A 25,729-nucleotide genomic window follows, 5' to 3' on the forward strand; every position below is an offset into this window, starting at 1 on the left:
GAACTAATAGAGAGAATTAGTATGATTAAAATTGTTTTTTTTGCCGCTTTAAGAGAGCAGCTAGATTGTGCTGAACTGTCTTTAAACGCCGATGATGTAAAAACAGTCAATGACGTTAAACAGCGCTTAAGTGATAAAAATTCCCAGTGGCGACAAACCTTTAGCAATGCCTCACTGTTATCGGCAGTGAACCATGACATGGTGGATGGCAGTCATTTAGTGAAATCTGGTGATGAAGTTGCCTTTTTCCCTCCTGTGACCGGCGGATAACAGATGATAAGCCAAGACGTTTTGAAAGAGATATCCATCCAAACTAAGGATTTTAGTTTAGCCGATGAAGTTGCCTTACTTGAAAAAGACAACTTAACCGATGGCGCTGTGGTGACCTTCACCGGCAGAGTTAGAAATAACAATAATGGTAATAGCGTAACTAGCTTAACGCTAGAGCATTACCCAGGTATGACTGAAAAATCATTAGCTAAAATTATCAACCAAGCTAAAGAGCAATGGCGGATAGGACGAGTTAAAGTCATTCATCGCATTGGCGAACTGCATATAGGTGAGCAAATTGTTTTTGTGGGCGTCACCAGCAAACATAGACAAGATGCTTTTGCTGCCAATGAATTCATCATGGATTATTTGAAAGTTAAAGCGCCTTTTTGGAAGAAAGAGCAAATTACCGAGGCTGGAAAAACTTCAGAAAACTGGTTGGATGCTAAAACCAGTGATACTGACAAAGCAGAGCTGTGGAGCTAGCGTGCTACGTTTTCTTTTATACAGCTTGCTATCTTGCTGTTTTGTCATCAGCTTACTTACCAGTGTTAGTAGCAATGCACAACCAAGCGCGGATAAAGGCAAGCAAGCTTCCAGCACACCTTTACGCATTGCCGTTGCAGCTAACTTCACCCCAGTATTAAAAGTATTACTCGAAGACTTCCGCAAACAAACAGGTATAAAAACCCAGATAATTAGTGGTGCTAGTGGCGCGATTTTTTTGCAAATTAAACACGGCGCGCCTTATGATATTTTCCTCAGTGCTGATAGTCGCCGTCCAAAGCAACTTGAGCAAGCCGGTTTTACGCTGAAAAATAGTCGTAAAACCTATGCTATTGGTCAGCTAGCATTATATTCCGCCACTAAAAATTCACTTGAACCATTATCTCTTGAACAATTACCTCTTAACCTGTTAAAAAGTCCGCCGGCACGCTTGGCCATTGCTAATCCCGACATTGCTCCTTATGGCAAAGCAGCCAAAGAAGCGCTAAACCATATGGGTTTGTGGCAGGCTTATCAAAATAGATTAATAAAGGGTATTAATATCGGGCAAACCTTTGCCCAAGTACGTAGCAAAGCGGTTAGCAGTGGTATCGTTGCCAATAGCCAATTAGTGATAAATAATTTATCAGGGGTGCTTATCCCAACAAGTTATCATCAAGCGATTGAGCAACAGTTAATTATTATTCGCGCCAGTAAGCAGCAAGTAGCCGCGAAAAAATTAAGTGACTATTTACTCTCAGCCAAGAGCCAAGCTACTATCGTTAGTTATGGTTACGCCGCAATGACTCTAACGAATAACAGCGAGCTAATGATAGATCATGAATTCTGACTTACAAGCACTGATCACCACCTTAGAAATGGCGGCATTAACCACGATAATTTTACTGATTATTGGTACGCCACTGGCTTGGTATCTAGCCAAAATGACCAGCCGTTTTAAAGTTATCATTGAAGCTGTGGTCGCTTTACCGCTAGTGTTACCACCAACGGTACTAGGTTTTTATTTACTCATTGCTTTTTCCCCTGAATACTTACCCGGACAACTTTGGCAGCAAGCAACGGGTCAACAGCTGGCCTTTAGTTTTTCCGCCATCGTTATTGGCTCAGTTTTATACTCACTGCCTTTTGTCGTTCAGCCACTGCAAAAAGCCTTTGAACAATTAGGTGATTCGCTACTCGAAGCGGGCGCTTTACTTGGCGCGGGGCCAATCGATAGATTTTTTTCTATTGTGCTGCCATTAACAAAAGCCAGCTTTATTACCGCCGCCAGTTTAGGTTTTGCTCATACGGTCGGCGAATTTGGAGTCATATTAATGATTGGTGGCAATATACCCGGTGAAACACGGGTACTTTCCATTGCGCTATTTGACCATGTTGAGGCTTTTGATTATGCCAGAGCACATCTGCTTTCCATCAGTTTATTAATAACTTCTATGGTGCTATTAGCCGCTATCTATTGGTTAAATTTACCGAAAAAAAACAGCAGTAAGAATTTAATGGTTAACACTGTGCGAGAAGAGAAAAGTTCTCATGAATAATTATCCTATAAGTCACTCTCCTGTAAATAATGCTGCTTTGAATAGTCGGTCTAACAATAAAACACCACAACTCGACCTTAATATTAGTATTGAATATCAGCAATTTGATTTAGCCATTGAGCTAGCAATCCCCTTAATAGGCATCACTGGAATTTTTGGCCACTCGGCATCAGGTAAATCAACATTATTGCGCGCCATTGCCGGTTTAGAAACATCGTTGCGTGGTGAGATAACCTTAACCGATACAAGCTTGCCCAGTAGAACCTTTGTCAGTAGAACTTTAGTCAACAGTGAGCGAGGTTTGTATCTCAAACCTGAGCAGCGCCAAGTAGGCTTAGTGTTTCAAAATAGTCGTTTGTTTCCACATTTAACTGTGCGGGGTAACTTAGAATATGCGGTCAAACGTTGTAAAAATAACCGCCTGTCATTAGATGAAGTAATTAAACTCACCGAGTTAGGCGCCTTGCTTGATCATCGAGTCAATCAACTCTCCGGTGGTCAACAGCAAAGAGTCGCCTTAGCCAGAGCAATACTAGCCGAGCCGAAATTATTACTACTCGATGAGCCATTAAGCGCCCTTGATCGACACAGTAAAACCCAATTATTAAAAATGATGCTTAATATTCAAAAACAGCTGAACTTACCTATGTTATACGTTAGTCACTCTTTAGATGAATTACAGCAAGTTTGTGACAACTTACTCGTGCTAGCTCAAGGTAAGGTGGTCAATTTTGGTAATATTCACCAAGTTATTCATCAGCTCAACAATGACAATAATAGTGATATTATTCATCAACAAACCAGTTTATCACTGCCCATTAAAACCTTTAATAATGGACATGGCTTAACGGCTTTAGCGTTAAATGCCCACGAAGACATTTTTATGGTTTGCGATCAGACATTTGAGCAGCAAACTCATTTACGTTGCTTTATTTTGGCTAGCGATATTAGTATTACCCTAACAGAGCCAACTAATAGCTCTATCGTTAATCACCTCTTTGGCACGATAAAACAAATAAACCATCAGCAGAATAATGTGCTGTTGACGGTTCATTGTGGCTCACAAGACTTTTTTGTCACTATCAGTGCTTTTTCTCAACAAAAGTTATCACTAACCATCAGACAACAGGTATATTTGCAGTTTAAAGCAAGTGCTGTGCGTACTTTTATCCATTAAAGCCAATAACTAATAGCCAATAAACTAGGAACACACGTGTTAAGTAATCAAGAGCAACTTAAATACTCCCGCCAAATCATGTTGGATAAAATTGGCGAGCAAGGACAATTAGCACTGCGTAACGCTAAGGTGCTTATTTTAGGCGTCGGCGGCTTAGGCAATCCCGCCAGTTTATATTTAGCTGCCGCCGGTGTTGGCACCCTTTATCTTGCCGATGGCGATTGTATCGAGCTGAGTAACTTACCCAGACAGATCCTCTTTAGTGAAAGTAATATTAATGAAAATAAAGCTGACGTCGCCGCAGAGAAACTACAGCAACAATTTCCTGATGTAACTATTGAAGCTATTGATGAAATGCTCGATGCAGAGTTATGTGAATATTATCTGCCACAAGTCGATTTAGTGCTCGATTGCTCTGACAACATTCAAACGCGTTACTTGATCAACCAAGCCTGTGTGCAACATAAAGTGCCTCTGATAGTGGGTGCTGCAACGGGCTTTGATGGCCAACAGCTCACCATAGACCCCCGAGATGACAGCAGTGCTTGTTACCACTGCCTTTTTCCTGCCAGTGAAAAAGCGCCGGCCACTAATTGTCAAACTGTTGGTATAATTGGCCCTGTATTAGCCATGATTGCCGGGATGCAAAGCTTACAGGCCATTAAACTGTTAACAGGAAATAAAGTGCAGCTTAACCAACTGAACTTACTCGATGGTCTAGCCAATCAATGGCAACAATTTAACATGAAAAAACAAAAAAGTTGCGTGGTATGTGGTACAAGCGATAAAACTATTAACGGCTAATACCAGCTAAGAAAGTACAGCTTAACCAACTGAACTTACTCGATGGTCTAGCTAATCAATGGCAGCAATTTAACATGAAAAGCAAGCCAGTTGCACCGTGTGTGGTTCAAATAGTAGTTGAGCTAACCAACAAGATACCGCGCTTAATAACTACCTAAAGTAAATTGGCACTTAGCACTGGTAATTATTAATTCAGTGCCGTTTTTTGTCTGTTGTTCTTTGGCAATAGCAGCCCATTGGTAATAGACATTACGATGAACTTTTGCAGTTAAATTTCGTCGTACTGTCACATACAAGTCGCCACTTTCATTAACAATTAATGGGTGCTGTTTATCAAGGGTAAACTCATCACCTAAGTTAGTGGTAACTTGCATAACAGTCTCTTTTTCATCTAGCCAGCGCCACAGGGTAAGGACAAAAGGAGCGTCATCCACCTGAATTTTCACTTTCTCAACCGGTGTCACTAAGAAATACTCGGCCATATTTTTAGATAAGTCGTCACTTACATCTTTGCTTACATCTTTAATAAGTACAGAAGCAAACATTTTTACCAGTGCTAAACGCTTAAAAATAGTGCCGTTGTAATACCAGTCGCCATTCGCTTTAATCTGTATATCAATTTCACCACAATAGGGCGGGTTCCATGACTCGACTGGCGGTAATGATTTTTTACTGCCCGCAAGCTGAGCTGAGATTTTATCTAATGACATAATGGCGGAATTTCCTTACAAAATTACGTTAATTGGTAAAACGGGTTAGCCTAACGGTATTACGCGACAAGTGCATTTGATTATAATTAATATCATGCTAACTTATTGCCGATACAATTTTTTAACATTTGAGCCAGTTCAACAAGCACTTGCTTAAGATAATACCAAATCTATTACGTTATTTCCCACTAAGGAAGAATTTAATAGCATTGGTATCACAAGGAATAGACATGAAAATAGCGATATCTAAGACTAAGCTAAGCTTAATAGTCTCCTCTGCCCTGCTTATTGCAGCGTGCAGTAATCAAAATAATGAGACGACTAACACAATGGCAAATATAAATGCCCCTGTCGCTAAAAAAGTCCCCCATGAAATGGTTATTCATAACCATACTCGTGTCGATGATTATTACTGGATGCGTGATGACAGTCGTACCAACCCTGAAATTTTAGCGCATTTAGCCGCTGAGAATGATTATACCACGGCGCAATTAAAGCATACCGAAGCCATGCAAGAGCAGATCTTTGAAGAGATCAAAAGTCGTATTGAAAAAGATGATAATTCAGTGCCAACCAGAGAAGGGGATTTCTACTATTCACGCCAAATGCAAGGCGAGAATGAGTACCCAATTTACGTTAGGTCCACTGACTTTAACGGCACTAACCTTGAAGTTTTACTGGACGTTAATGAATTAGCCAAAGCGCACGATTACTATGACGCTCGTGGTTTAAGCGCGAGTCCAGACGGTAAGTTACTCGCTTATGGTGAAGATACCGTAAGTCGTCGTATTTATACCATGTTATTTAAAGATATCGCTGGTAATACTTTACTTGCTGACAAGCTTGAAGGTACTAATGGCAGTGTTGTTTGGGGTAATGACAATAAAACAGTTTATTACATCAAAAAAGATCCACAAACCTTATTAGGTTACCAAGTATTTCGTCACACCTTAGGCACATCACAAGCTGATGACGAGATGATCTATGAAGAAAGTAATAAATCTTACTACACAAGTATTAGTAAATCTAAAGATGGCAGCAGTGTCTTTATCTGGCATTCAAGTACTGAAGCCAGTGGTGTCTCGGTAATTGACGCCAATAATGCTAAAGCCATGCCTAAAAAGTTTATTGAGCGTGAAGAAGGTCATGAGTATTCCGTTTCTAAATTAAATGACTGGTATTACATCAGTACTAACTGGCAAGCAACCAATTTTCGTTTAATGAAAGTTAATACAAAACACCTTGGCGATAAAACAAAATGGCAAGATGTCATCCCTGCCAATGATGCCGTTAAACTTGAAAATTATGAATTATTTACCGACCACCTTGTTTATCAGCAACGTGAAAATGGTATTAGTCGCGTTACTATTCAGCAAATTTCTACAGGTAAAGAGCAGCAGCTAAGCTTTAATGACACTGCCTATAGCTTAAATTTATACGGTAATAACGAAATAGATAATAAAGCGTTACGTCTTTATTACGCTAGTTTTACTACTCCAGGCACCCATTACGATGTTGATTTAAATTCGTTTAATAAAACGGAATTAAAACAAACGAAAGTACTAGGTGATTTTGACAGCAACAACTATGCCTCTGAACGAATTTTTGTTAAAGCGCGTGATGGCAAACAAGTACCCGTATCATTAGTTTATCGCAAAGATAAATTCAAAAAAGATGGTACTAACCCATTATACCAATATGCCTATGGTTCTTACGGTACAACTATTGACCCTTACTTTTCGGTGAGTCGTTTAAGCTTACTTGACCGAGGCTTTGTTTATGCCATTGCTCATATTCGTGGTTCAGAAATGCTTGGCCGACCTTGGTATGAAGACGGTAAAAAGCTAACTAAAATGAACACCTTTACTGACTTTATTGATGTCACTAAAGACCTAACCGCACAAGGATACGGCGATAAAGACAAAGTATTTGCTGCCGGTGGTAGTGCTGGTGGTTTACTCATGGGCGCGATAATTAATATCTCACCTGAGCTTTATAAAGGCATTGCTGCAGCAGTACCCTTTGTCGATGTTGTCACCACTATGCTTGATGAAAGTATTCCATTGACCACTAATGAATTTAAAGAATGGGGTAACCCAACAGACAAAGTTTATTACGATTATATGATGACATACTCGCCTTATGATCAAGTTAAGGCACAAAACTACCCTAACATCTTAGTTACCACTGGATTACATGACTCACAAGTACAGTACTTTGAGCCAATGAAGTGGGTAGCTAAGTTGCGTGATTATAAAACCGATGACAACTTGTTAGTATTTAAAACTGATATGGAAGCTGGACACGGCGGTGCATCGGGACGATTTAAACGCATTCATAATACAGCTTTAGAATATAGCTTCTTTATTGATTTACTTAATAAAGGTTAATTCACTTAACTAAAGTCAGTACCCTCACCTATGCCCAAGCCACATGCAGCTGTATTTTCATGTGCTTTGGGTAGTTGCCGCAATAAGGTGAGGATACTTATTCCCCCTCCTCTGTGCTTGGTTGCCGCTAAACATTAAGCAGTTAATTCAATAAGGTGATAACTGAATGTGCGTAAAACAGAGTTGTTAATACTTACTTTTTCCCACTAATACCTTAGCAATGCCAACAGAATTTTCTTTAGCACACACCCTCTGTAAATTTATGTAAAAGCTGTATCCCCTCAAAGTAACTTTGATTACACTAGTATTAGATAATTTATTTAAACTGAGTCACCCTTGTTATGACACGTCGATTCCGACAACTACTGCCACTGCTTACAAGCTTTTTTTTACTGGCTTGTAGCAATACTTCCGAAGTAGATAAAAAGCTAACAAACCCAAGCCTTCCCGATAACTGGCAAGAAAGTAAACAGGCACTTAGTGTTGAACATAACTGGCTATCGCAATTAGATAATCTACAAGTTCAGCAATTAGTGACTAAAGCTTTGGCCGCTAACCACCAGTTTGCCATGCAGGCTTATGCACTAAAAATTGCCGAGCAGCAACTCATTGTCTCAGGCAGTCAGCTTTGGCCTGAGCTTGATTTGTCTTTTCGTAGTGGTCGCAGTAAAGACAACCAAAGTGATAGTTATGCCAATAGCAATTCTGTTAATTTGAATTTAAGTTACGAACTTGATATTTGGGGCAAGTTATCTGCCGCCGATCAAATCAGTAACTATAACTACCTGGCGCAAAAAGCCACTTTTGAGCAGTACAAACAACAGTTAGTTGTTAATGTGGTTACTACATGGTTTAAGGTGATTGAAGCAGATAAACTGCTAAGCCTTTATCGCAGCCGAGTAGAAAATTCCCAGCAAAATTTAGCCATAATTGAAGGCAGATATCGCTCAGGCTTAACCGCTGCCCTTGATGTTTATTTAACCCGTAACGATTTGAACAACGAATTAACGCGAGTATCTGAGCAAGCAACTGAAAAAACCAAATTAATTAGAAAACTTGAGCGTCTCATTGGTGAATACCCAAAAGGCGAGTTATTAGTAAACGCTAACTTACCACTGCTGACCAATGATATTCCTATTGGCCTACCGTCAGAATTAATCAGCCGAAAACCTGAATTAAAAGCCAGTTGGTATAAATTACTGTCACAAGATGCAGCTTTAGCCTATGCCCATAAACAACGTTTCCCTAGTATAATATTATCGGGCTCTGTTGGTGATGCGACTACTGATATTGGCGATTTATTATCAGGTTCGTCATTAGCCTGGTCACTCCTGGGCAGTATTAGCGCACCGATTTTTAATGCCGGTCGCCTGCAAGCAAATGAAGAAAAATCCCGTATCGAATTAAGACAAGGTGAACAGCTATATCTAGATACTTTATATGAAGCTTTTAGTGATGTTGAAAACGCCATCACCACTGAAAAGAATTTAAAGCACAGTTATTACACCATGTTGGCCGCACAGGAAAACGCAAAAATAGCGGCAACATTATCTTTTGAGCAATATCAAAGTGGCTTGGTTAGCTATACCACAGTACTTGATGCGCAAAAGCGCTCGTTCGAAGCGCAAACTACCTTGATAAAAATTAAAAACCGACTCATTGCCAATCGCATCAATTTACATCTTTCCTTGGGTGGCGACTTCTCCGCACAGTCACTTGAAAATAAGGTCGAATAACCATGTCTGACACAAAAAAAATTAAAAAAAAACGCTATAATAAAATTCTAGTACCTGTCGTTATCATAATCGCCACCATAACGTTAATCATGGTTATATTTAACAACCCACCGACCAGTAATAGAGCTCAACCTTCAAAAGCCGCACAAATGACGGTAGCTACCACCACACTTACTCCGCAAAGCTATCAAGTGATGGTACAAAGTTTTGGTACCGTGAGACCTAGAACTCAAAGTGTGCTTTTCGCGCAAGTTTCAGGACAAATTAATTACGTCAGCAAACAATTTAGAGCAGGTGGATTTTTTGAGCAAGGCGATATTCTTATGCAACTCGATGACAGGGATTACCGCGCCGAAGTTAAAATAGCGCAAGCTAGCTTAATGTCAGCCAAACAAAGTTTGCAAGAAGAAGGCGCACGGGTAAAACAAGCAGAAGCTGATTGGCAGAGATTAGGCAAGGGTAAAGCACCAAACGCACTCCTTTTACGTCAACCACAGTATGAAGCCGCCAAAGCGCAAGTACTCTCTGCAGAAGCACAGCTTGATAAAGTGGAGCTTTCCCTAGAACGTACCAAGATCATCGCACCTTATGCCGGTCGCATCTTAAAGAAAAATGTTGATATTGGTCAGGTGATTTCAAGTAATACTCAGCTAGCCGATATCTTTGCCGTTGATTATGTCGAAATTCGTCTACCGATAAAAAATAAAGACTTACCACTAATGAAGTTGCCGGAAGAATATCGCAATGCCCATGAGCAATCTGAGGCACATAGTGGCGAGGCTAAGCACTCAATGATCAGTAATGTGGTTATTTCATCCGATTTAATGGGTGAGCAAGTGTGGCAAGGCAAGATTGTGCGCACTGAAAGTGCTATCGATGAAATGTCGCAACAACTTTATGTCGTTGCGCAAATTATCCGTCCTTACGATGGTGAATATAACCAAGGCGCGCAAATTAAAATGGGCCAATATGTCACCGCACAAATTACCGGCCGTGAAGTTGAAAACGCTTTAGTGATTCCCAGCAGCACAATATACCAAGGCAGCTATGTTTATATCGTTGAAGGCGGCCTACTAATGCGTAAAGAGATTAAATTAGGCTGGCAAAATGGCACTGAAGCTATTGTCATTCAGGGCTTAACCGCCGGTGATGAATTAGTATTAACTTCCTTAGGACAAGTAAGCTCTGGCACGCCAGTCGCAATTTCAGGACAAGCGCCGGAAAAGACTGCCCCTAAGCGAAAGATGTCAAAAGAACGTCTTGCCAAGTTAGAAAAAATTGCCGCTGAAAAAGGTACCACAGTTGCAGCATTAATTGCCGAGCGCAAAGCAAAAGGCATCCAAAAAGCTAAAGCATCTCAAGCAACACAGCCAAGCCAATCAGCTAAGGTGAATCACTAATGATTGCTTGGTTTGCACGAAATCATGTGGCAGCAAACTTACTATTAATTACCATCTTAATAGCGGGTTTATTCAGTTTAACTAATCGTATTCCACTGGAAGTGTTTCCGTCTTTTGCCACCGATCGCATTAACGTGAATGTATCACTACGCGGCGCAACACCCGAAGACGTTGAAAAAAGTATTTCTATTCGTATTGAAGAAGCGGTGCAAGACTTAGAAGGGGTCAAGCAAATTGCTAGCAAGTCATCTGAAGGATCTTCTTCGGTCAACATTGAAGTAGAGTCAGGCTATGATCCACGCGAAATGCTCGCCGATATAAAAAGCCGAATTGATGAAATAAATACCTTTCCAGCCGAGGCAGAAAAACCGGTAGTGTCTTTAGCCACACGTAAACGTGAAGTGATTGCCGTTACTATTGCCAGTATTTATAGCGAAAAAGAGACCCGTGAATTTGCCGAGAAAGTCAGAGATGATTTATTAAAGATACCGGCTATCACCCAAGTTGAGCTCAGCGGTGTGCGTGACTACGAAATATCCATTGAAGTGCCACAAGATAAGTTACGTCAATATGGTTTGACCATAGCGCAAATATCCTCAGCAATATCCGACTCAAGCACAGATATCTCTGCCGGTAATTTAAAAACCAAGGGTGGTGATATTTTATTACGCTCAAAAGGCCAAGCCTATCGTAAAGACGAGTTTGAAAGAATAGCCATTAAAACCAATATTGATGGTTCTATCATTCGCCTAAGTGACATCGCCATCATTAAAGATGACTTTGAAGAAACGCCAGTGCGCACACGTTTTAACGGTAAACAAGCGGCCTTTCTCGATGTTTATCGTATTGGCCAACAAAGTGCCATTGAAGTTGCCGATGCGGTGAGAACTTATATTAACGACCAACAAAGTTCATTACCGGTCGGCGTTGAATTAAGCTTTTGGGATGATGACTCACAGATAGTTAAAAATCGCATTTCTACCCTGACCACCAGTGCCTTGCAAGGAGGTATTTTAGTACTTGCCTTATTAAGCCTATTTCTTAGACCTTCCATTGCCTTTTGGGTATTTCTTGGTATTCCCATCTCTTTTATGGGCGCCTTTATCATGATGCCTTTTTTTGGTGTTACCTTAAATATCATGAGCTTATTTGCCTTTATCTTGGTGTTGGGTATTGTCGTTGATGATGCCATAGTCACCGGGGAGAATATTTACACCCACTTAAAAACGTCTGAATCCGGTGAAATGGCCGCCATTCGTGGCACCCAAGAAGTCGCCACGCCAGTGACTTTTGGTATTTTAACCACAGTAGCCGCCTTTCTGCCGCTGGCGTTTATTGAAGGTAACCGCGGCGCCTTGTTTGCGCAAATTCCGGTTATTGTTATTCCGGTACTTATTTTCTCCTTAATCGAGTCAAAATTCGTTTTACCCTCTCATTTGAAAAACTTAAAACTGCGCTCGGCAAAAGACCAGCAATCTAAGTTCAGTCGATTGCAACAAGGCTTTGCCGACGGTTTCGAACGCTCGATAATCCGTTTTTATCAGCCCTTACTAAAACGAGCCATTGATAACAAAGCTACCACTTTAGTTGGCTTTACTGCGGTATTTTTGGTTATTCTTGCGCTAATAATGAGCGGTTGGACAAAGTTTGTTTTCTTCCCACGTATACCGAGTGAAACCGTACGAGCAACACTAACCTTGCCTGCAGGCACGCCCTTTGAAGTAACCAATAAATATATTATTAAAATGGCCGAAAAAGCCGAGCTGCTAAAAGCGAAGTACATTGAGCCATCAACCAACGAAAGTGTCATTATTAATATATTAGCCACTACGGGTGGCCGCGGCGGTGTATCAAATAAAGGCAGTGTTCGTTTTGAAATTACTCCGCCAGAATCGCGAGAGCTGTCGGTTACTTCACGTGAATTAGTGCGTGAATGGCGTAATTTAATTGGCCCTATTCCCGGCGCTGAAAGTATTACTTTTAGAGCAGAAATTGGTCGTTCATCAGACCCTATTCATGTGCAGTTTAAAGCAAGCTCATTAGATACCTTAAAAGAAGTCACCGATAAAGTGAAAATTCGCTTAGCCACCTACCCGACCGTATTCGACATTGCTGATAGTTTATCGAACGGTAAGGAAGAGCTGCAAATTGAATTAACCGAGCAAGGTAAAGCGCTAGGATTAACCCGTACCAGTATTTCCAATCAAGTACGTCGCTCTTTCTTCGGCTCACAAGTACAACGTATTCAACGTGGCAGAGATGATGTCCGCGTTATGGTGCGACTGCCATTAGATGAGCGCCGTACTATGGCTGATTTAGAAGATATTCTTGTTATCACACCTTCCGGTGGCTCAGTGCCGCTATCCCATGTTGCTAAGCTTATCCCCGGAAAAAGCCCGTCAACAATTTCAAGAATCGACCGCTACCGCACCGCCAATGTCAGTGCCGATGTGGAAAAATCGAATACTAATATGACAGTGCTACAAGCCGACTTAAAAGCCTACTTGGATGAATTGATGGTGCAATATCCAGGGGTTAGTCACTCACTTGAAGGTGAAGCCAAAGAACAAAGAGAATCGTTTGGCTCGCTCGGTTGGTCATTGCTATTTGTCTTTTTTATTATTTACGCACTATTGGCCATTCCTTTTAAATCTTATTTACAGCCCCTTATTGTCATGAGCATTATTCCTTTTGGCATGATTGGCGCGGTAATTGGTCACTGGATCATGGGCATGGAATTAACCATCATGAGCTTACTAGGCATGTTGGCGTTAATTGGCGTGGTGGTAAATGATTCACTGGTACTGGTCGATTTTATCAATAAAAAACGTAGTGAAGGCGGTGAGTTAATGGAAGCAGTGTTAACTGCAGGGGCAGCTCGCTTTAGACCGGTAATGTTAACCAGTTTAACCACCTTTATTGGCTTAATGCCCTTGCTGTTTGAACAATCGACTCAAGCCCAGTTCTTAATTCCAATGGCGGTATCATTAGGTTTTGGTATTTTATTTGCCACTTTTATTACCTTAATATTAGTGCCGGTAAATTACCTAATTGTTGAGCGGATAATAGCTGCATTTGCCCATAAGGCCGTCGATAAAAAAGCCAGTGGTAAGCAATTCGCCTAGTAGCAGATAATGACCTTCTAATTAGCTGGGGTAAGTTCTAATATTATTATCTCTCAACAAAGCAACTACTCTAATTATTAGCCAGTTGAACAAGTTGACCAACTGGTCTATTATTTAGAGTAGTTGGTCAATATCTTTAATCACCCCGCTTGATTAAAGGCAAGTTTAGCCCCATATTTAACTTATAGATAAAATATTAGGAGGTTTGTAGATGAAGTTAAAAAAGAAAAAAATGATGGTTCGAAAAAACAAAAACAATTTAAAAGTTAAGGCATTACGCTCTCTTAAACGACGTAATATCGCTCACTTCTATAAATTAGACGATTAAGTCACTCGTTAATTCGCAGATTCAGTGCAAGTAAATTAAGCACCCTTACCAGTTTTGCTGTCAATGACCTTATAAAATCGGTTTATTGTCGCATCACTGAGCTTTCCCCCTTAATAAAACCGCTCACTATTAGATACTTTTTGGTTACTCATCCCTACCTTTGTTAAATTTTATGATGTTAGCTGTAGATTAATTACACAAAGATAGTAAAACAAAAAGAATTATCTATAAACACCATCAAAATAGCAGACTTTACTGATAGTTTTATCATGAACATCTACAAAAATTTTATCTGTTTTACTTCTTTCAAATCCACATAAATACTAAACTTATTTTAATTTTTCTGAAGTACTTTCAGTCTACCTCCATTTGTATCCTCATTTCTTAGCTCCTAGGCAGTGATAATTCTATGGCAAGTTTTTCTCTTCTTAAAATTGTATTCAACTTCGGCAAAGGTCAATAAGCTCATGATTTACACCAAAACTAATAGGTATAACACCTTTTTATAAAGTCAACTATGCTACATAAGTGCCATACTAATTTAGTCAAGTATTAATACCAACGGAGTATCAAATAATTTTGTCTACTACCTATTTTTTGAAAACTGCCAAGGGCTCAAAAGCAATGCAATTGTTCACAAGAACATAGGGTAAAAAGGGACTTCTCTCATGAAATTTTTCGCCAACATTAAGTTATCAAACAAAATATACTTCCTGATCAGTCTTGTATTACTCTGTCAGTTATTTATAGTCGAGAAAGCTATTACTTCGATGAATAAAATTAGTGATGAGTTAAGAGACATTACCGAGTTTGATATGCCTTTAACCGAAAAACACACCAAATAACCATTCATCAGTTAGAACAAGCTATTTGGTTTGAACGGGCATTACGTTTTGGTGAAAGTGAAACATTTAAGACACACCAAAAGTATTTTTAAAATTCGAAGGATCAGATCAATTTTTATGCCCATAAAGTTTATGAGGTAATTAATTAACAGCCTAAAAGGAAAGATATGAAAAAATTAACGCTCACACAAACCATTATGTTGATTGCCATTGTTATGTTTTCTTTGCAATTAATTTATGGTGCTATTAACAGTACTCGTGTTATGAAAATGGGCCATCATATTTCAACTATTGAAACCCAGTATATGCCAATCACTGAGCATATTACGTTGATCACAGAATACCAACTTGAACAAGAAATAGAATTTGAACGGGCTTTTCGATATGCCCTTGAAATGAAAGATAATGATGCTGCGACTGACCATTTTATGCATGCAGTAAAAAAATTCAAATTACTTACGATAAAATTCAATAAAGAAATAAAATCAACAGAAAAAAGAATTTTATCTGCTGCTGAAAAGATGGAAAATAAGGAAAATAAGGAAAATAAAACCAAATTATTTACATTAGAGCATAACTTAGAAATCATTGAAAAACAGCATGAAAAATGGGACTTACATGTTGTAGAAGTACTAGATTTACTTAAGGTAAATCAATTTACTGTCGCTATTAAAAAAGCAACAAAGGTTGAAGAAGAAGCACTAATACTTGAAAAAAATGTCACTCAGATTTTAAGTTCAATTGAACATCTTACCGAGGAAGTATTACATAATCTTAAACGGGAAGAGGAAAGCATTTTAAATATTGGCATCGTTTTATTAATTATTTCTTTAGTCATAGCGGTTATTATCACTCGATGGGTAATTAATCAGCTTAATGCAGATTTGTCTGCACTAAAAGAAGAAATTTCTCGCATTTCAAAGGGGGATTTAGTGACTAAAGTATCCTCAAAACTAGGGACAGAATTTGGGCTAAATACGATGAGGCAACATTTAAATGAAACCTTATTGATTGTAGAAAACACTTCAAACGAAGTACTTGGAGCCAGTGATGAACTCGCAAAAGCTAGTGCCGAAGTCAATCAAAATTCAAAGTTGCAAGCCCAAGAGTTTGAGTTGATTTCAACAGCAATGACACAGATGGAATCAACTTCATTAGAAGTGGCTCGTCATGCTGAAAGCACTCAGAATTTTACAAAAGAGGCAACGAGTACAACATATAAAACAAAAGAAAGCACAAATGATGCAATGACATCAATATTAAAACTAACAGAGAGTCTTAAGCAGAGTAGTGATAATATTTCTGAATTAGCAAAAAGCAGTGAAAATATAACTTCAGTACTAGGTGTGATTAAAGGAATTGCCGATCAAACAAACTTACTTGCATTAAATGCCGCTATTGAAGCAGCACGAGCAGGAGAGCAAGGAAGAGGTTTTGCCGTTGTCGCTGATGAAGTCAGAAATCTAGCTAAGCGTACACAAGACTCCACCGTTGAAATTGAAAGCATGATTGAATTATTTTCTCAAGGGACTGCTAACGCGGTAAATTCAATGATGGATTGTTTGACCCATGGAAAAGCAAGTGATCTGGCAGCAAACGAGTCTAATAATAAACTTGATGAAATTCAAACGGCGATTGAAGAAATCAATGATATGAATAGTCACATTGCTACTGCGGCTGAAGAGCAGTCTTGTACCTCCCAGGAAATATCAAAAAATACGGTTAAAGCTAGCCAGTTGACAAGTGATAATGCTACTTCAATTGCCCGAATATCAGCAGCATCAGAAGAGCTAGCGCAAATATCATTGGTATTACAAGAGAGTCTATCAGGTTTTTCTCTTAATTAGCGCATAAATGATACACCTGCTCATGAAGCTCTCGTTAATACATTTACTCATGCTGAATAGCGTTATGTAAAAGTCTGGAGGTAAATATTTAAAACTTGCCCAGCTCGCTGAATTTCTTGGTAGAGATGCAGATACACTTAGAAATAATTATTTAAGTCCTATGTTAAAACGCCAACAATTAGAATTAGCTTTACCAACAAAACCAAGCCATCCGAACAGGGTTATAAAGTTAAATAAAATTAGAAGCTGCACATTAGTTGCACAAATATTGTAAAGTTTGAACAACTGAGTATAAATACAATTAAAATAGCAGATTTTTCTTGTCAAGTCGGGCTTAAATACAATATACTCCACGCGTCTCAGAAAGAGGCACTTTAAGTCTGTTCAGTGGTGGCTATAGCTCAGTTGGTAGAGCCCCGGATTGTGATTCCGGTTGTCGAGGGTTCAAGTCCCTTTAGCCACCCCATTCTTTTCTTCCTTTGTAAAACTTATACTCTAAACAATCACGAGTGATTCCATTTTCGATTTACCGTGAATTCAAGTCCCTTTAGACAGCCCATCTTTTACTATTCCCATAAAACATTTAGAACTAGAAAGAATCACCAATGATTCCGTTATTCACTTACCGTGGATTCAAGTTCCTTTAGCCACCCCATCTTTTCTTCCTGTTTTAAACTTATACTCTAGACAATCACGAGTGATTCCATTATCGCTTTACCGTGGATTGAAGTCTTATTAGCCACGCCATTTTTTATCTCTATTTCAAATATATTCCTGCTTAATTAAATCACGGGTGATTCCACTATTACTCTGCCGTGGATTGAATTTCCTTTAGCTACGCCCATTCTTTTATTATTCTCGTAAAACATTTAGAACTCGAAAAAATCACCAATAATGCCATTATTCATTTCCGTAGATTCAAGCTCCTTTAACTAGCCAGCCTTTTATATTCTTTGAAAAGCTCTAAACAATCCAGTATCTCAAATAGCATACTGATTTTCGTCTACTGTTAACTTAACTCAATTGTTCATACTCTAGTTCTAGGTACTGCCAATAACGAGCAATCTAACTCGCATTTTGCAAAATAAAAAGCACTCTTCCACACTGTAAGCTATATGCAAATCCATAGATTAAAAATATAGAGCAAATCACGATGTAGATCATAAAATTAAGCGCTGTTAGTTAAACTGGAACGTCACTTGCATTATTTTTTGGCAATTACTGCCAATTCCCGTAGACACTCAAGTCGGCGGAGAAAATGAAGCCATAAAGAGGATTTTAGCTCGGTATGCAAGTGCATAAAACAGCAGTTGAGTAATCTGCATGGGTAGTATTATCAGTCTTGTTCGAGGTATTACTATGGTTAACAAAGGTGACAAAGTAGGCTTGTTACATAAAGCGACATCGATATTTTTAGGGACTCAGACACTAACTCTAGCCATGCTACTTATGGTTGCGAGTATTGTGATGACTTACGTTTATGTCTTAGAGATATCGGATAATTCTGCCAATGAGGATTCAATATCCGGAGCTCAGCGATATATAGAAGCATTAACATCCTTTCGAACTTTATATACCTCAGAAGTAATCAATACCATTACCGACGCCGAAGGTGATGCTTTAACCATAACCCATAATTATAAAAACATTAAAAACGCGATTCCTCTGCCTGCTACATTAAGTATGGCGTTAGGGGATGAAATTGGAAAACTCCAATCAGGAGCGAAAACAGCTTTATATAGTCCATTTCCTTTTCCATGGCGCAAACAAGAAAGTAAAAAATTATTTGATGGCCTTTTCGCTAAAGAGGCATGGGCGAGTTTGGTGCAAAAACCTCATACCCCCTATTATCGCTTTGAAGAAATAAATGATAAAAAATATATTCGCTATGCTGTTGCTGATTTAATGCGTGCTAGCTGCATTGACTGTCACAATAACCATCCGGATACACCTAAGAATGATTGGCAGGTAGGTGATGTGCGCGGCATTATCGAAGTTTTATTACCTGTCAGTATCGCCAAGGATCAACAACAGTCATCATTACAAAAAACCTTTATGGTCTTATCTAGCTTCCTCTTAGTTATATTCTGTATTTTATTCTTATTTATCGCTCGTATAAAACAAAGTGAGCGACGCCTTACACAATCTAATACTCAACTAGTTAAACAAGGAAATATTTTAACAATAGCTAACATTGAGGTTGAAGATGCGCGAATAAAGCTAAGTAATTACGCGACTGAATTAGAGGAAAAAGTAGATTTACGCACCAAACAACTACAAGAACATCAGCAGCAATTAATACAGTCAGAAAAATTTGCCTCATTAGGGGTGTTGGCCGCAGGTGTTGCCCATGAAATTAATAACCCGACCGCTTTTGTAAAAAGCAATATGCAAGTATTGACTGAATATATGACTAGCATACAACTCATTATGCAAAACTATAACGCCTTAGAAGAAAATATAATTAAATCAAATGATCTAGGGTTAATTAAAACCTTAGAAAGGGTACAACAACTAAAGTCGACTCATAACCTCGATTATATATTGTCTGATGTGAATTCACTTTTACTCGATTCAAGTAGCGGTTTGGATAGGATAATAACAATAGTACAAGATTTAAAAAGAGTTTCTTATGTCGGTAGTAACGAATTGACTAAAGTGGATTTAAACTCAGATGTCATTGAATCTGCTTTGCACTTAGTAAGGAACGAGTTGAAATTTAAGTGTAGCTTGACAACTTCTTTTTCAAAACTCCCTTTGTATGCATGTCGCCCCAATGAATTAGGTCAAGTTATTATAAATTTATTAATGAATGCTGGCGATGCAATTACCGACAAGGGTATGGGTATGGGTATGGGTATGGGTATGGGTATGGGTATGGTTAATATTACCAGTGAAGTTAACAAGGCAAACATAATAATTTCTATAACCGACAACGGCTCCGGTATTACAGACGAAAATATAACAAAAATATTTGATCCCTTCTTTACCACCAAAGGACTAGGTATAGGCACTGGATTAGGATTATCTATTTCTAAGGGCATAATTAAAAAACACGGAGGAACTTTATCGGTTAGCTCTCAAACAGGGCAAGGCAGCACTTTCACTATAACATTACCATTAACGCTCTCCATATAACACTACTTCGCCAGTTATACTGGCATATACGGCTAAAAAAACCAATGTTACTTGGCTTCATTTGCATTGATATGACTGAAAGTATTCTGTGGTCTCAGCTAGTGTTTGATTGATTCCTTTGCTTCGTTTCTTTGGGTTTAAGCCCCTTTAGTCACGCCAACCTTTTAAGTTTATTCCCCCCTAAAATTCTTAGTTGAAATACACTAGCTTAAAATCAAACTCAGCTTGTTTGATTATATCGAGCAATATTATTACGAACAAAATCAATGAAGGCTTTTAATCGTGCCGGCTGATATTTATCTTGTACATAAACCAGATAAAAAGGTGACTTGGCTACAGCCCAGTCGGTAAAAACGGAGGTGAGTGTGCCATTGGCGATTTCTTGCTGACAATATAAGTAAGGCAAACGTACTATGCCGTTACCCGCTAGCGCGCTGTTTATCATGGCACGACCATTTTTGCATTTGAACGATCCATCGACGCTAACATCAATATTTTTACTAGCTGTTTTAACATTGATAAAGGACCAGTTATTTAATGAGCCGGTAATACACTGATGCTGCTTTAGCTCTTTTGGATGTGATAATTGACCATTCTTTTGTAAATAGCCAGGACTCGCTAAAGTACAGATTGAGATATCCATTAACTTTTGGGCAATCAAGTTTGAATCTTCTAACTGCCCCATACGAAAGACAATATCAAACTCACCAGCAATCAAGTCTACACGTCGACTACTAAAATCAAGATTAACCTTAACGTCTGGGTATTGCTGAATAAAATCACTCACTAAAGGGGCAATTATATCTTCGCCGATATAACCGCCCACACAGTTAATGTTTATGAAGCCTTTCACAGTACCTGCATCATTTATCGCTTGCTCAATAGCATAATCAACCCCATCAAACGAGCGGCTGCATTGTTCAAAGAAAAGCTTTCCCTGTTCTGTCAAACACTGTGTACGCGTGGTACGTATGATCAGCTTCACCGCAAGCGCAGATTCTAGTTGCGATAATTGCTTAGACAAATGTGAGCGTGAACATAAAATCTGCTCAGCCGCGGCAGTGAAGCTGCCTGCTTTAACAATTAAGACAAAAGCACGGATATCAGCAATATTTATATCGTCATTCATAACAGCTCAAATTCAGTTGATTGGTCATAGCACTATATTATCAAAACCATTATTAGATCGCATCTGTAAACAATGATGTAACTAATACACCATATATCAACAATTTCTTATTGCATAGAATAGCTGTATCACAAATAAGTAGTATTTAAGATTAACCAAATAAGTAGAGACATTATGAAAAAATTAGTTGTTATCACTGGTGCAAGTTCAGGTATCGGCCAAGCAGTTGCCAAACATTTTAGCGATCAGGAACACCCATTATTATTGATTGCCCGTCGGGTAGAGAACTTAGTAGCACTGGAGTTACCAAATACATTATGTGAACAAGTTGATGTAACCAATAAAGTCACATTTGATGCTGCTGTAGCAAAAGCAGAAGCACTTTATGGTCCAACAGATTGCCTGATAAATAATGCTGGCGTTATGTTATTAGGACAAGTTGATAGTCAGGATGCCAATGAATGGAAAAACATGTTTGATGTCAATGTCATCGGTTTATTAAATGGTATGCAGACTGTTTTATCACCGATGAAAGCGCGTAACACTGGCACAATTATTAATATCAGCTCTATTGCTGGCAGAAAAACCTTCGCTAACCATGCCGCATACACAGGCACTAAATTTGCTGTACATGCCATTTCAGAAAATGTTCGCGAAGAAGTCGCTGATAGCAATGTCCGTGTTATTACCATCGCCCCTGGCGCAGTAGAAACCGAGTTGTTGTCACATACAACCAGTGATGAAATCAAGGACGGTTATCAATCATGGAAAGAAAGCATGGGCGGCGCAATACAGCCTGAAGATATCGCTAATACGATCATGTTCGCCTACAGCCAACCACAAAATGTTTGTATTCGAGAAATAGTCATCGCAGCCACCAGACAGCAAGCTTAGAAATACCTGATTGCCATCAACAGATGATTGTTGAACTTAAAATAAGAGTGGTTAAATTCTATTTAGCCACTCTGATATTTATAGCCTACTGGCCATAACCTCTTATTAATGCAACTAAGCACTCGGTAACATTCTAAATTATTTCAATCCCTCAAGGGCTTTATTGATTCCTTTTAGATAAGCTATTATCATCGGGAGTTATTGGACAAGAGCTTTTCATATCCTTATGACTAATGAAAAATAATAAAAACAAAAATAAGACTCGCCAATAACGTTACTGACTGGTTTTGCCAGGCTTAGCAATAACAACACTAACAAAAATAATTTTAGTTATTTAAAAAAGGAATATAATATGAAATCTCTTAAGAACATCGCCTTAAAAACAGTACTAGCCGCTACTCTGGCACTTTCAGCAACGCAAGCAAGCGCTGACGGCTTCTATATCGGCGCAGGTATTTATAGCCCTGAAGTTGATTATGCTACGGTAACTGATAGTGATACGACGCCAGCATTTTTTCTAGGTTACCAGTTTATTGATACCAGCATTTTTATGTTCTCTGCAGAAGTTGGCTATTATGATCTAGGTAGTGTCAGCAGTAACGGCACTAAAATTGATTCCGATGCATTAAGCATATCTGCTGTAGCTTACTTACCTATCGGCCCTATCTTTGAAGTTTATGCCAAAGCCGGTGTTGCGCAAACAAATGTTGATGTATCTTTTGAAGGGACGAAAACTGATTTCGGTGGTACTGATGGCTTTGGTGGTATCGGTGCATCCCTTGATATTCTTGATACGGTGGATATCTATGTCGAGTATTTAGTTTTTGATACCGAAGTTAAAACTGAATCTATCGGTGTCGGTGTTCGTTTCGACTTCTAGGTTTATGCTTAGCTAGGTGTTTAAGCAGAACTCATACCTGTACAACACCTGTAAAATATAAAAATTGAAGTGGCCAATAGTTCTCGGCCACTCCCCCCTCTATTCTTCATTCTCCATGCCTGCAACACAAGCCCGCCTAATAGATGCTCATCCATAGTTGCCTCCCCCTAACATCACCAAGCAAGCCATAAAATCATTAACTAATCGTTACCTTTTCCACCATAGATAATATTTATGCTGTTTTAATAAGCGTTTTTCTATAGCTATCTAACTGATAAAGCGTTAATTTAGTTATCTGGTACGATCAGTAACTTTATCTAAAGGATTAAATGATGAACAGCACACAGGCTAAATTTGATTATATTATTGTTGGCGCTGGCTCCGCGGGTTGTGTGCTTGCGGCGCGCTTGTCTGAGGATGAAAATAACTCAGTCTGTCTTTTAGAAGCGGGCGGTCCTGATAAAAGTATCTTTATTAAAGCACCTATCGGTTTGGCGGCCATGTTACCCACCAAACTTCATAATTGGGCTTTTAAAACTATTCCTCAAAACGGATTAAATGGCAGAAAAGGTTATCAGCCAAGAGGAAAAACCTTAGGTGGTAGCTCGTCCACTAATGCCATGTTATATGTACGTGGCAATAAATGGGATTACGATAATTGGGCTGCACTTGGCAATGACGGCTGGAGCTATAAAGACATACTGCCTTACTTTAAAAAGTCAGAGGGTAATGAAGCATTTAAAGATGAATACCATAACGAAAGAGGACCATTAGGTGTTTCTAATGCCACAGCTGCCAGTGACCTTAATCAGATGTTTATCGATTCATGTGTCCAGCAAGGTATTAAATATACCAATGATTGTAATGGCGCAGAGCAAGCAGGTGCTTTTTACTATCAACGTACCATTAAAAATGGTGAGCGCTGTAGTGCTGCCAAGGCTTATTTAACCCCTAATACCAAACGAAAAAATTTAACCATTATTACCCATGCATTAACTGAAAAAGTACTGTTTGAAGGAAAAAAAGCCGTAGGTGTACGCTACAAAAAAAATAATAACTCCATTGATATCACCTGCAATAAAGAAGTGATATTGAGCAGCGGCGCTTTTGGCTCACCACAAATTTTGATGTTATCAGGTGTTGGGTCTAGTGAACATTTAACAGATAAAGCCATTACACCTGTGCATGATCTACCTGGTGTTGGCCAAAACTTACAAGACCATATTGATTATATACAAACCTTTAAAGTCGATAGTAAACACGATACGTTTGGCTATTCGGTTAAAGGTAGCTTTCGCATACTTAAGTCGATGTTTGAATGGCACAAACATCGCACCGGCAAAGTGACCAGCACCTTCGCTGAGTCGGGCGCTTTTTTTAGTACTCAAGCAAACTTAGTTGCCCCCGATGCCCAGTTGATATTTGTGCCTGCTATTGCTGATAATCATGCCAGAACAGTAAACTTTGGTCATGGTTATAGTTGCCATATAACCTTGCTACGTCCTGAAAGTATTGGCGAAGTAAAACTTAATAGTAATAAGCCTGAAGATTCATTGGCAATCGATCCTAAATTTTTCAATCATGTAAATGACATGAAAATAATTAAGCGTGCAGCTAAAAAAATGCAAAATATTCTTGAGGGAGCACCTTTTTCGCCTATTCGCAAAGACATGCTTTATAGGGTTGAAAATGGTAATGACGAACAACTAGAACAAGATATCCGTAATAGAGCAGATACCCAATATCACCCCTGTGGTACTTGTAAAATGGGGCCTGCAACTGATGGAATGGCTGTGGTCGACCCACAACTAAGAGTTCACGGCATGGAAAATTTAAGAGTGGTTGATGCCTCAATCATGCCTAAGATTATCAGTGGCAATACCAACGCCCCTACCATTATGATTGGTGAAAAAGCAGCGGATATGATTTTAGCAAAGCAACCTCTATAGCCAAATCGTTCAGCCATTATAACGAAAAGTCATCCCAATACGGTTTATCGCCAAAACGCTGAGCAATAAAATCAATTAGTGCTCGGCAACGCGCCGATAAAAAACGTGTTTGTGGATATACCGCATAAGCATGCAATGCTGGTAACTTAAAATCATTCATCAAGGTGACTAATTGACCAGTTTGTATCGCTTGGTATGAAATAAAGTTAGGCAAGTAGCAAAGTCCTTTGCCTTTAATGGCCATTTCCTTTAAAAAATCACCATTGTTAGCTTTCATAATAACGTTAAGGTGTACCGTATGAGCGACGCCTTTGTTATCAGTTAGCTCAACCTTACCTTGAGCGGTATGACTTGCACCGATATTTCCATATTGTAAATAGTTATGGTTACTAAGCTCTGCTAAGGTTTCAATACTGCCGTGTTTTTCAAGATACTCTGGGCTGGCACATAATTCATGGCGAATAGTGGTTAGCCGCTTAGCTTGTAAGTTCGAATCTTTGAGCTCAGCAATACGTATTGCCAACTCATAACCTTCTGCTAATAAATCAATATGACGGTCAACGAAGTCTATTTGTAAATTTAGCTCAGGGTGCAATTGCGAGAACTCATCTATTACCGGCGTTAAATGCAATAAGCCAAACGATAACGGCATGGTGATTTTTAACGTACCGGATAATGACGTTTTCACCCCATGAGTTTGTGCATTGAGCTCAGCCACCTCATCAATAATAGTTATCGCTCGCTGATAATATAACGAGCCGGCTTCGGTCAGCGCTGATTTACGTGTCGTTCTCGACAGTAATTGTGTACCCAGCCTATTTTCTAATTCTTTTAAGCGTTTACTCACCGCAGATTTTGCCATATTCAGCTGAACCGCGGCTTTGCCTATACCGCCTGCATCAACAATACGCACCAGCAACGCCATATCTTCTAACTGTCCCATAACCTACTCACGTTAGCTATTGTTCACTTTTAGAGAACTATCTTTTATAAATATCACTGTTTATTGAAATTTAGTCAACAAGTAAACTTAGCTTATTGATTACTTAACGACCAAGTAAA

Annotated in this window: 19 protein-coding genes and 1 tRNA gene; 17 read left to right on the forward strand and 3 right to left on the reverse strand. The window is 39.0% G+C overall.

Annotated features, from left to right (window positions below; genetic code table 11):
• Positions 1–21: 21 nt before the first annotated feature.
• Genes moaD through HRT50_RS01495 form a run of 6 tightly spaced genes read left to right on the forward strand, consistent with a single transcriptional unit; the run spans position 22 to position 4,296 of the window.
• Positions 22–270 carry a molybdopterin converting factor subunit 1 gene (gene moaD, locus HRT50_RS01470; protein ID WP_291610596.1) on the forward strand — a complete coding sequence of 83 codons (249 nt, stop codon included), beginning with the start codon at positions 22–24 and terminating at the stop codon, positions 268–270.
• A gap of 3 nt (positions 271–273) precedes the next feature.
• On the forward strand, positions 274–756 hold the full coding sequence (moaE, locus tag HRT50_RS01475; RefSeq protein ID WP_291610598.1) for a molybdopterin synthase catalytic subunit MoaE: 483 nt from the start codon (positions 274–276) through the stop codon (positions 754–756).
• 1 nt (position 757) lies between these two features.
• The gene (gene modA / locus HRT50_RS01480) at positions 758–1,606 is read left to right on the forward strand and encodes a molybdate ABC transporter substrate-binding protein (protein ID WP_291610600.1); all 849 of its coding nucleotides are present in this window, start codon (positions 758–760) and stop codon (positions 1,604–1,606) included.
• Positions 1,593–2,315: a molybdate ABC transporter permease subunit gene (gene modB / locus HRT50_RS01485; RefSeq protein ID WP_291610700.1), complete on the forward strand. Its 723-nt coding sequence runs from the start codon at positions 1,593–1,595 to the stop codon at positions 2,313–2,315. Before modA ends, modB begins: the two co-directional genes overlap by 14 nt.
• On the forward strand, positions 2,308–3,492 hold the full coding sequence (gene modC / locus HRT50_RS01490) for a molybdenum ABC transporter ATP-binding protein (protein WP_291610601.1): 1,185 nt from the start codon (positions 2,308–2,310) through the stop codon (positions 3,490–3,492). The genes modB and modC overlap by 8 nt, the downstream gene beginning before the upstream one ends.
• 36 nt (positions 3,493–3,528) lie before the next feature.
• Entirely contained in the window at positions 3,529–4,296 is a 768-nt protein-coding gene (locus HRT50_RS01495; protein WP_291610603.1) for a HesA/MoeB/ThiF family protein, read from the forward strand.
• Between the two features lie 143 nt (positions 4,297–4,439).
• On the opposite strand, the gene HRT50_RS01500 is transcribed toward HRT50_RS01495, so the two are convergent.
• Positions 4,440–5,006, reverse strand: a complete 567-nt coding sequence (locus HRT50_RS01500; protein ID WP_291610605.1) for a DUF1285 domain-containing protein — start codon at positions 5,004–5,006, stop codon at positions 4,440–4,442.
• A 329-nt stretch (positions 5,007–5,335) separates the two neighbouring features.
• Here HRT50_RS01500 and HRT50_RS01505 point away from each other — a divergent pair, with 329 nt between their 5' ends.
• From HRT50_RS01505 to HRT50_RS01540, 8 genes are all read left to right on the forward strand, one after another.
• A complete protein-coding gene (locus HRT50_RS01505) occupies positions 5,336–7,396 on the forward strand; it encodes a S9 family peptidase (RefSeq protein WP_291610702.1) in 2,061 nt (686 codons plus the stop codon).
• Between the two features lie 341 nt (positions 7,397–7,737).
• Complete coding sequence (locus tag HRT50_RS01510) at positions 7,738–9,132, forward strand: TolC family protein (protein ID WP_291610607.1); 1,395 nt, start codon at positions 7,738–7,740, stop codon at positions 9,130–9,132.
• Positions 9,133–9,134: 2 nt separating this feature from the next.
• Complete coding sequence (locus HRT50_RS01515) at positions 9,135–10,532, forward strand: efflux RND transporter periplasmic adaptor subunit (protein ID WP_291610609.1); 1,398 nt, start codon at positions 9,135–9,137, stop codon at positions 10,530–10,532.
• Positions 10,532–13,657 carry an efflux RND transporter permease subunit gene (locus tag HRT50_RS01520; RefSeq protein WP_291610611.1) on the forward strand — a complete coding sequence of 1,042 codons (3,126 nt, stop codon included), beginning with the start codon at positions 10,532–10,534 and terminating at the stop codon, positions 13,655–13,657. The genes HRT50_RS01515 and HRT50_RS01520 overlap by 1 nt, the downstream gene beginning before the upstream one ends.
• A 996-nt stretch (positions 13,658–14,653) precedes the next feature.
• Complete coding sequence (locus tag HRT50_RS01525) at positions 14,654–14,830, forward strand: hypothetical protein (protein WP_291610612.1); 177 nt, start codon at positions 14,654–14,656, stop codon at positions 14,828–14,830.
• A 167-nt stretch (positions 14,831–14,997) separates the two neighbouring features.
• A complete protein-coding gene (locus HRT50_RS01530) occupies positions 14,998–16,677 on the forward strand; it encodes a methyl-accepting chemotaxis protein (protein WP_291610614.1) in 1,680 nt (559 codons plus the stop codon).
• Positions 16,678–17,067: 390 nt separating this feature from the next.
• Positions 17,068–17,143: transfer RNA gene (locus HRT50_RS01535), tRNA-His, on the forward strand.
• Between the two features lie 893 nt (positions 17,144–18,036).
• A complete protein-coding gene (locus tag HRT50_RS01540; RefSeq protein WP_291610616.1) occupies positions 18,037–19,815 on the forward strand; it encodes an ATP-binding protein in 1,779 nt (592 codons plus the stop codon).
• Between the two features lie 220 nt (positions 19,816–20,035).
• Here HRT50_RS01540 and HRT50_RS01545 read toward each other — a convergent pair whose 3' ends face one another.
• Positions 20,036–20,944: a LysR family transcriptional regulator gene (locus HRT50_RS01545; protein ID WP_291610619.1), complete on the reverse strand. Its 909-nt coding sequence runs from the start codon at positions 20,942–20,944 to the stop codon at positions 20,036–20,038.
• 174 nt (positions 20,945–21,118) lie between these two features.
• On the opposite strand from HRT50_RS01545, the gene HRT50_RS01550 reads away from it, so the two are divergent.
• The 3 genes from HRT50_RS01550 to HRT50_RS01560 all read left to right on the forward strand — a co-directional run bounded on the left by HRT50_RS01550 (position 21,119) and on the right by HRT50_RS01560 (position 24,667).
• Positions 21,119–21,838 (forward strand): SDR family oxidoreductase, encoded by a 720-nt coding sequence (locus HRT50_RS01550; protein ID WP_291610621.1) that lies wholly within the window; start codon positions 21,119–21,121, stop codon positions 21,836–21,838.
• A 352-nt stretch (positions 21,839–22,190) separates the two neighbouring features.
• A complete protein-coding gene (locus tag HRT50_RS01555; protein ID WP_291610623.1) occupies positions 22,191–22,718 on the forward strand; it encodes a porin family protein in 528 nt (175 codons plus the stop codon).
• Between the two features lie 332 nt (positions 22,719–23,050).
• Positions 23,051–24,667 (forward strand): GMC family oxidoreductase, encoded by a 1,617-nt coding sequence (locus HRT50_RS01560; RefSeq protein WP_291610704.1) that lies wholly within the window; start codon positions 23,051–23,053, stop codon positions 24,665–24,667.
• Between the two features lie 16 nt (positions 24,668–24,683).
• Here the strand turns inward: HRT50_RS01560 and HRT50_RS01565 are convergent, their stop codons facing one another.
• Complete coding sequence (locus tag HRT50_RS01565; RefSeq protein WP_291610624.1) at positions 24,684–25,610, reverse strand: LysR family transcriptional regulator; 927 nt, start codon at positions 25,608–25,610, stop codon at positions 24,684–24,686.
• Positions 25,611–25,729: the final 119 nt, after the last annotated feature.

The sequence above is a fragment of the Colwellia sp. genome, assembly GCF_013215345.1.
Taxonomy (GTDB): domain Bacteria; phylum Pseudomonadota; class Gammaproteobacteria; order Enterobacterales; family Alteromonadaceae; genus Colwellia.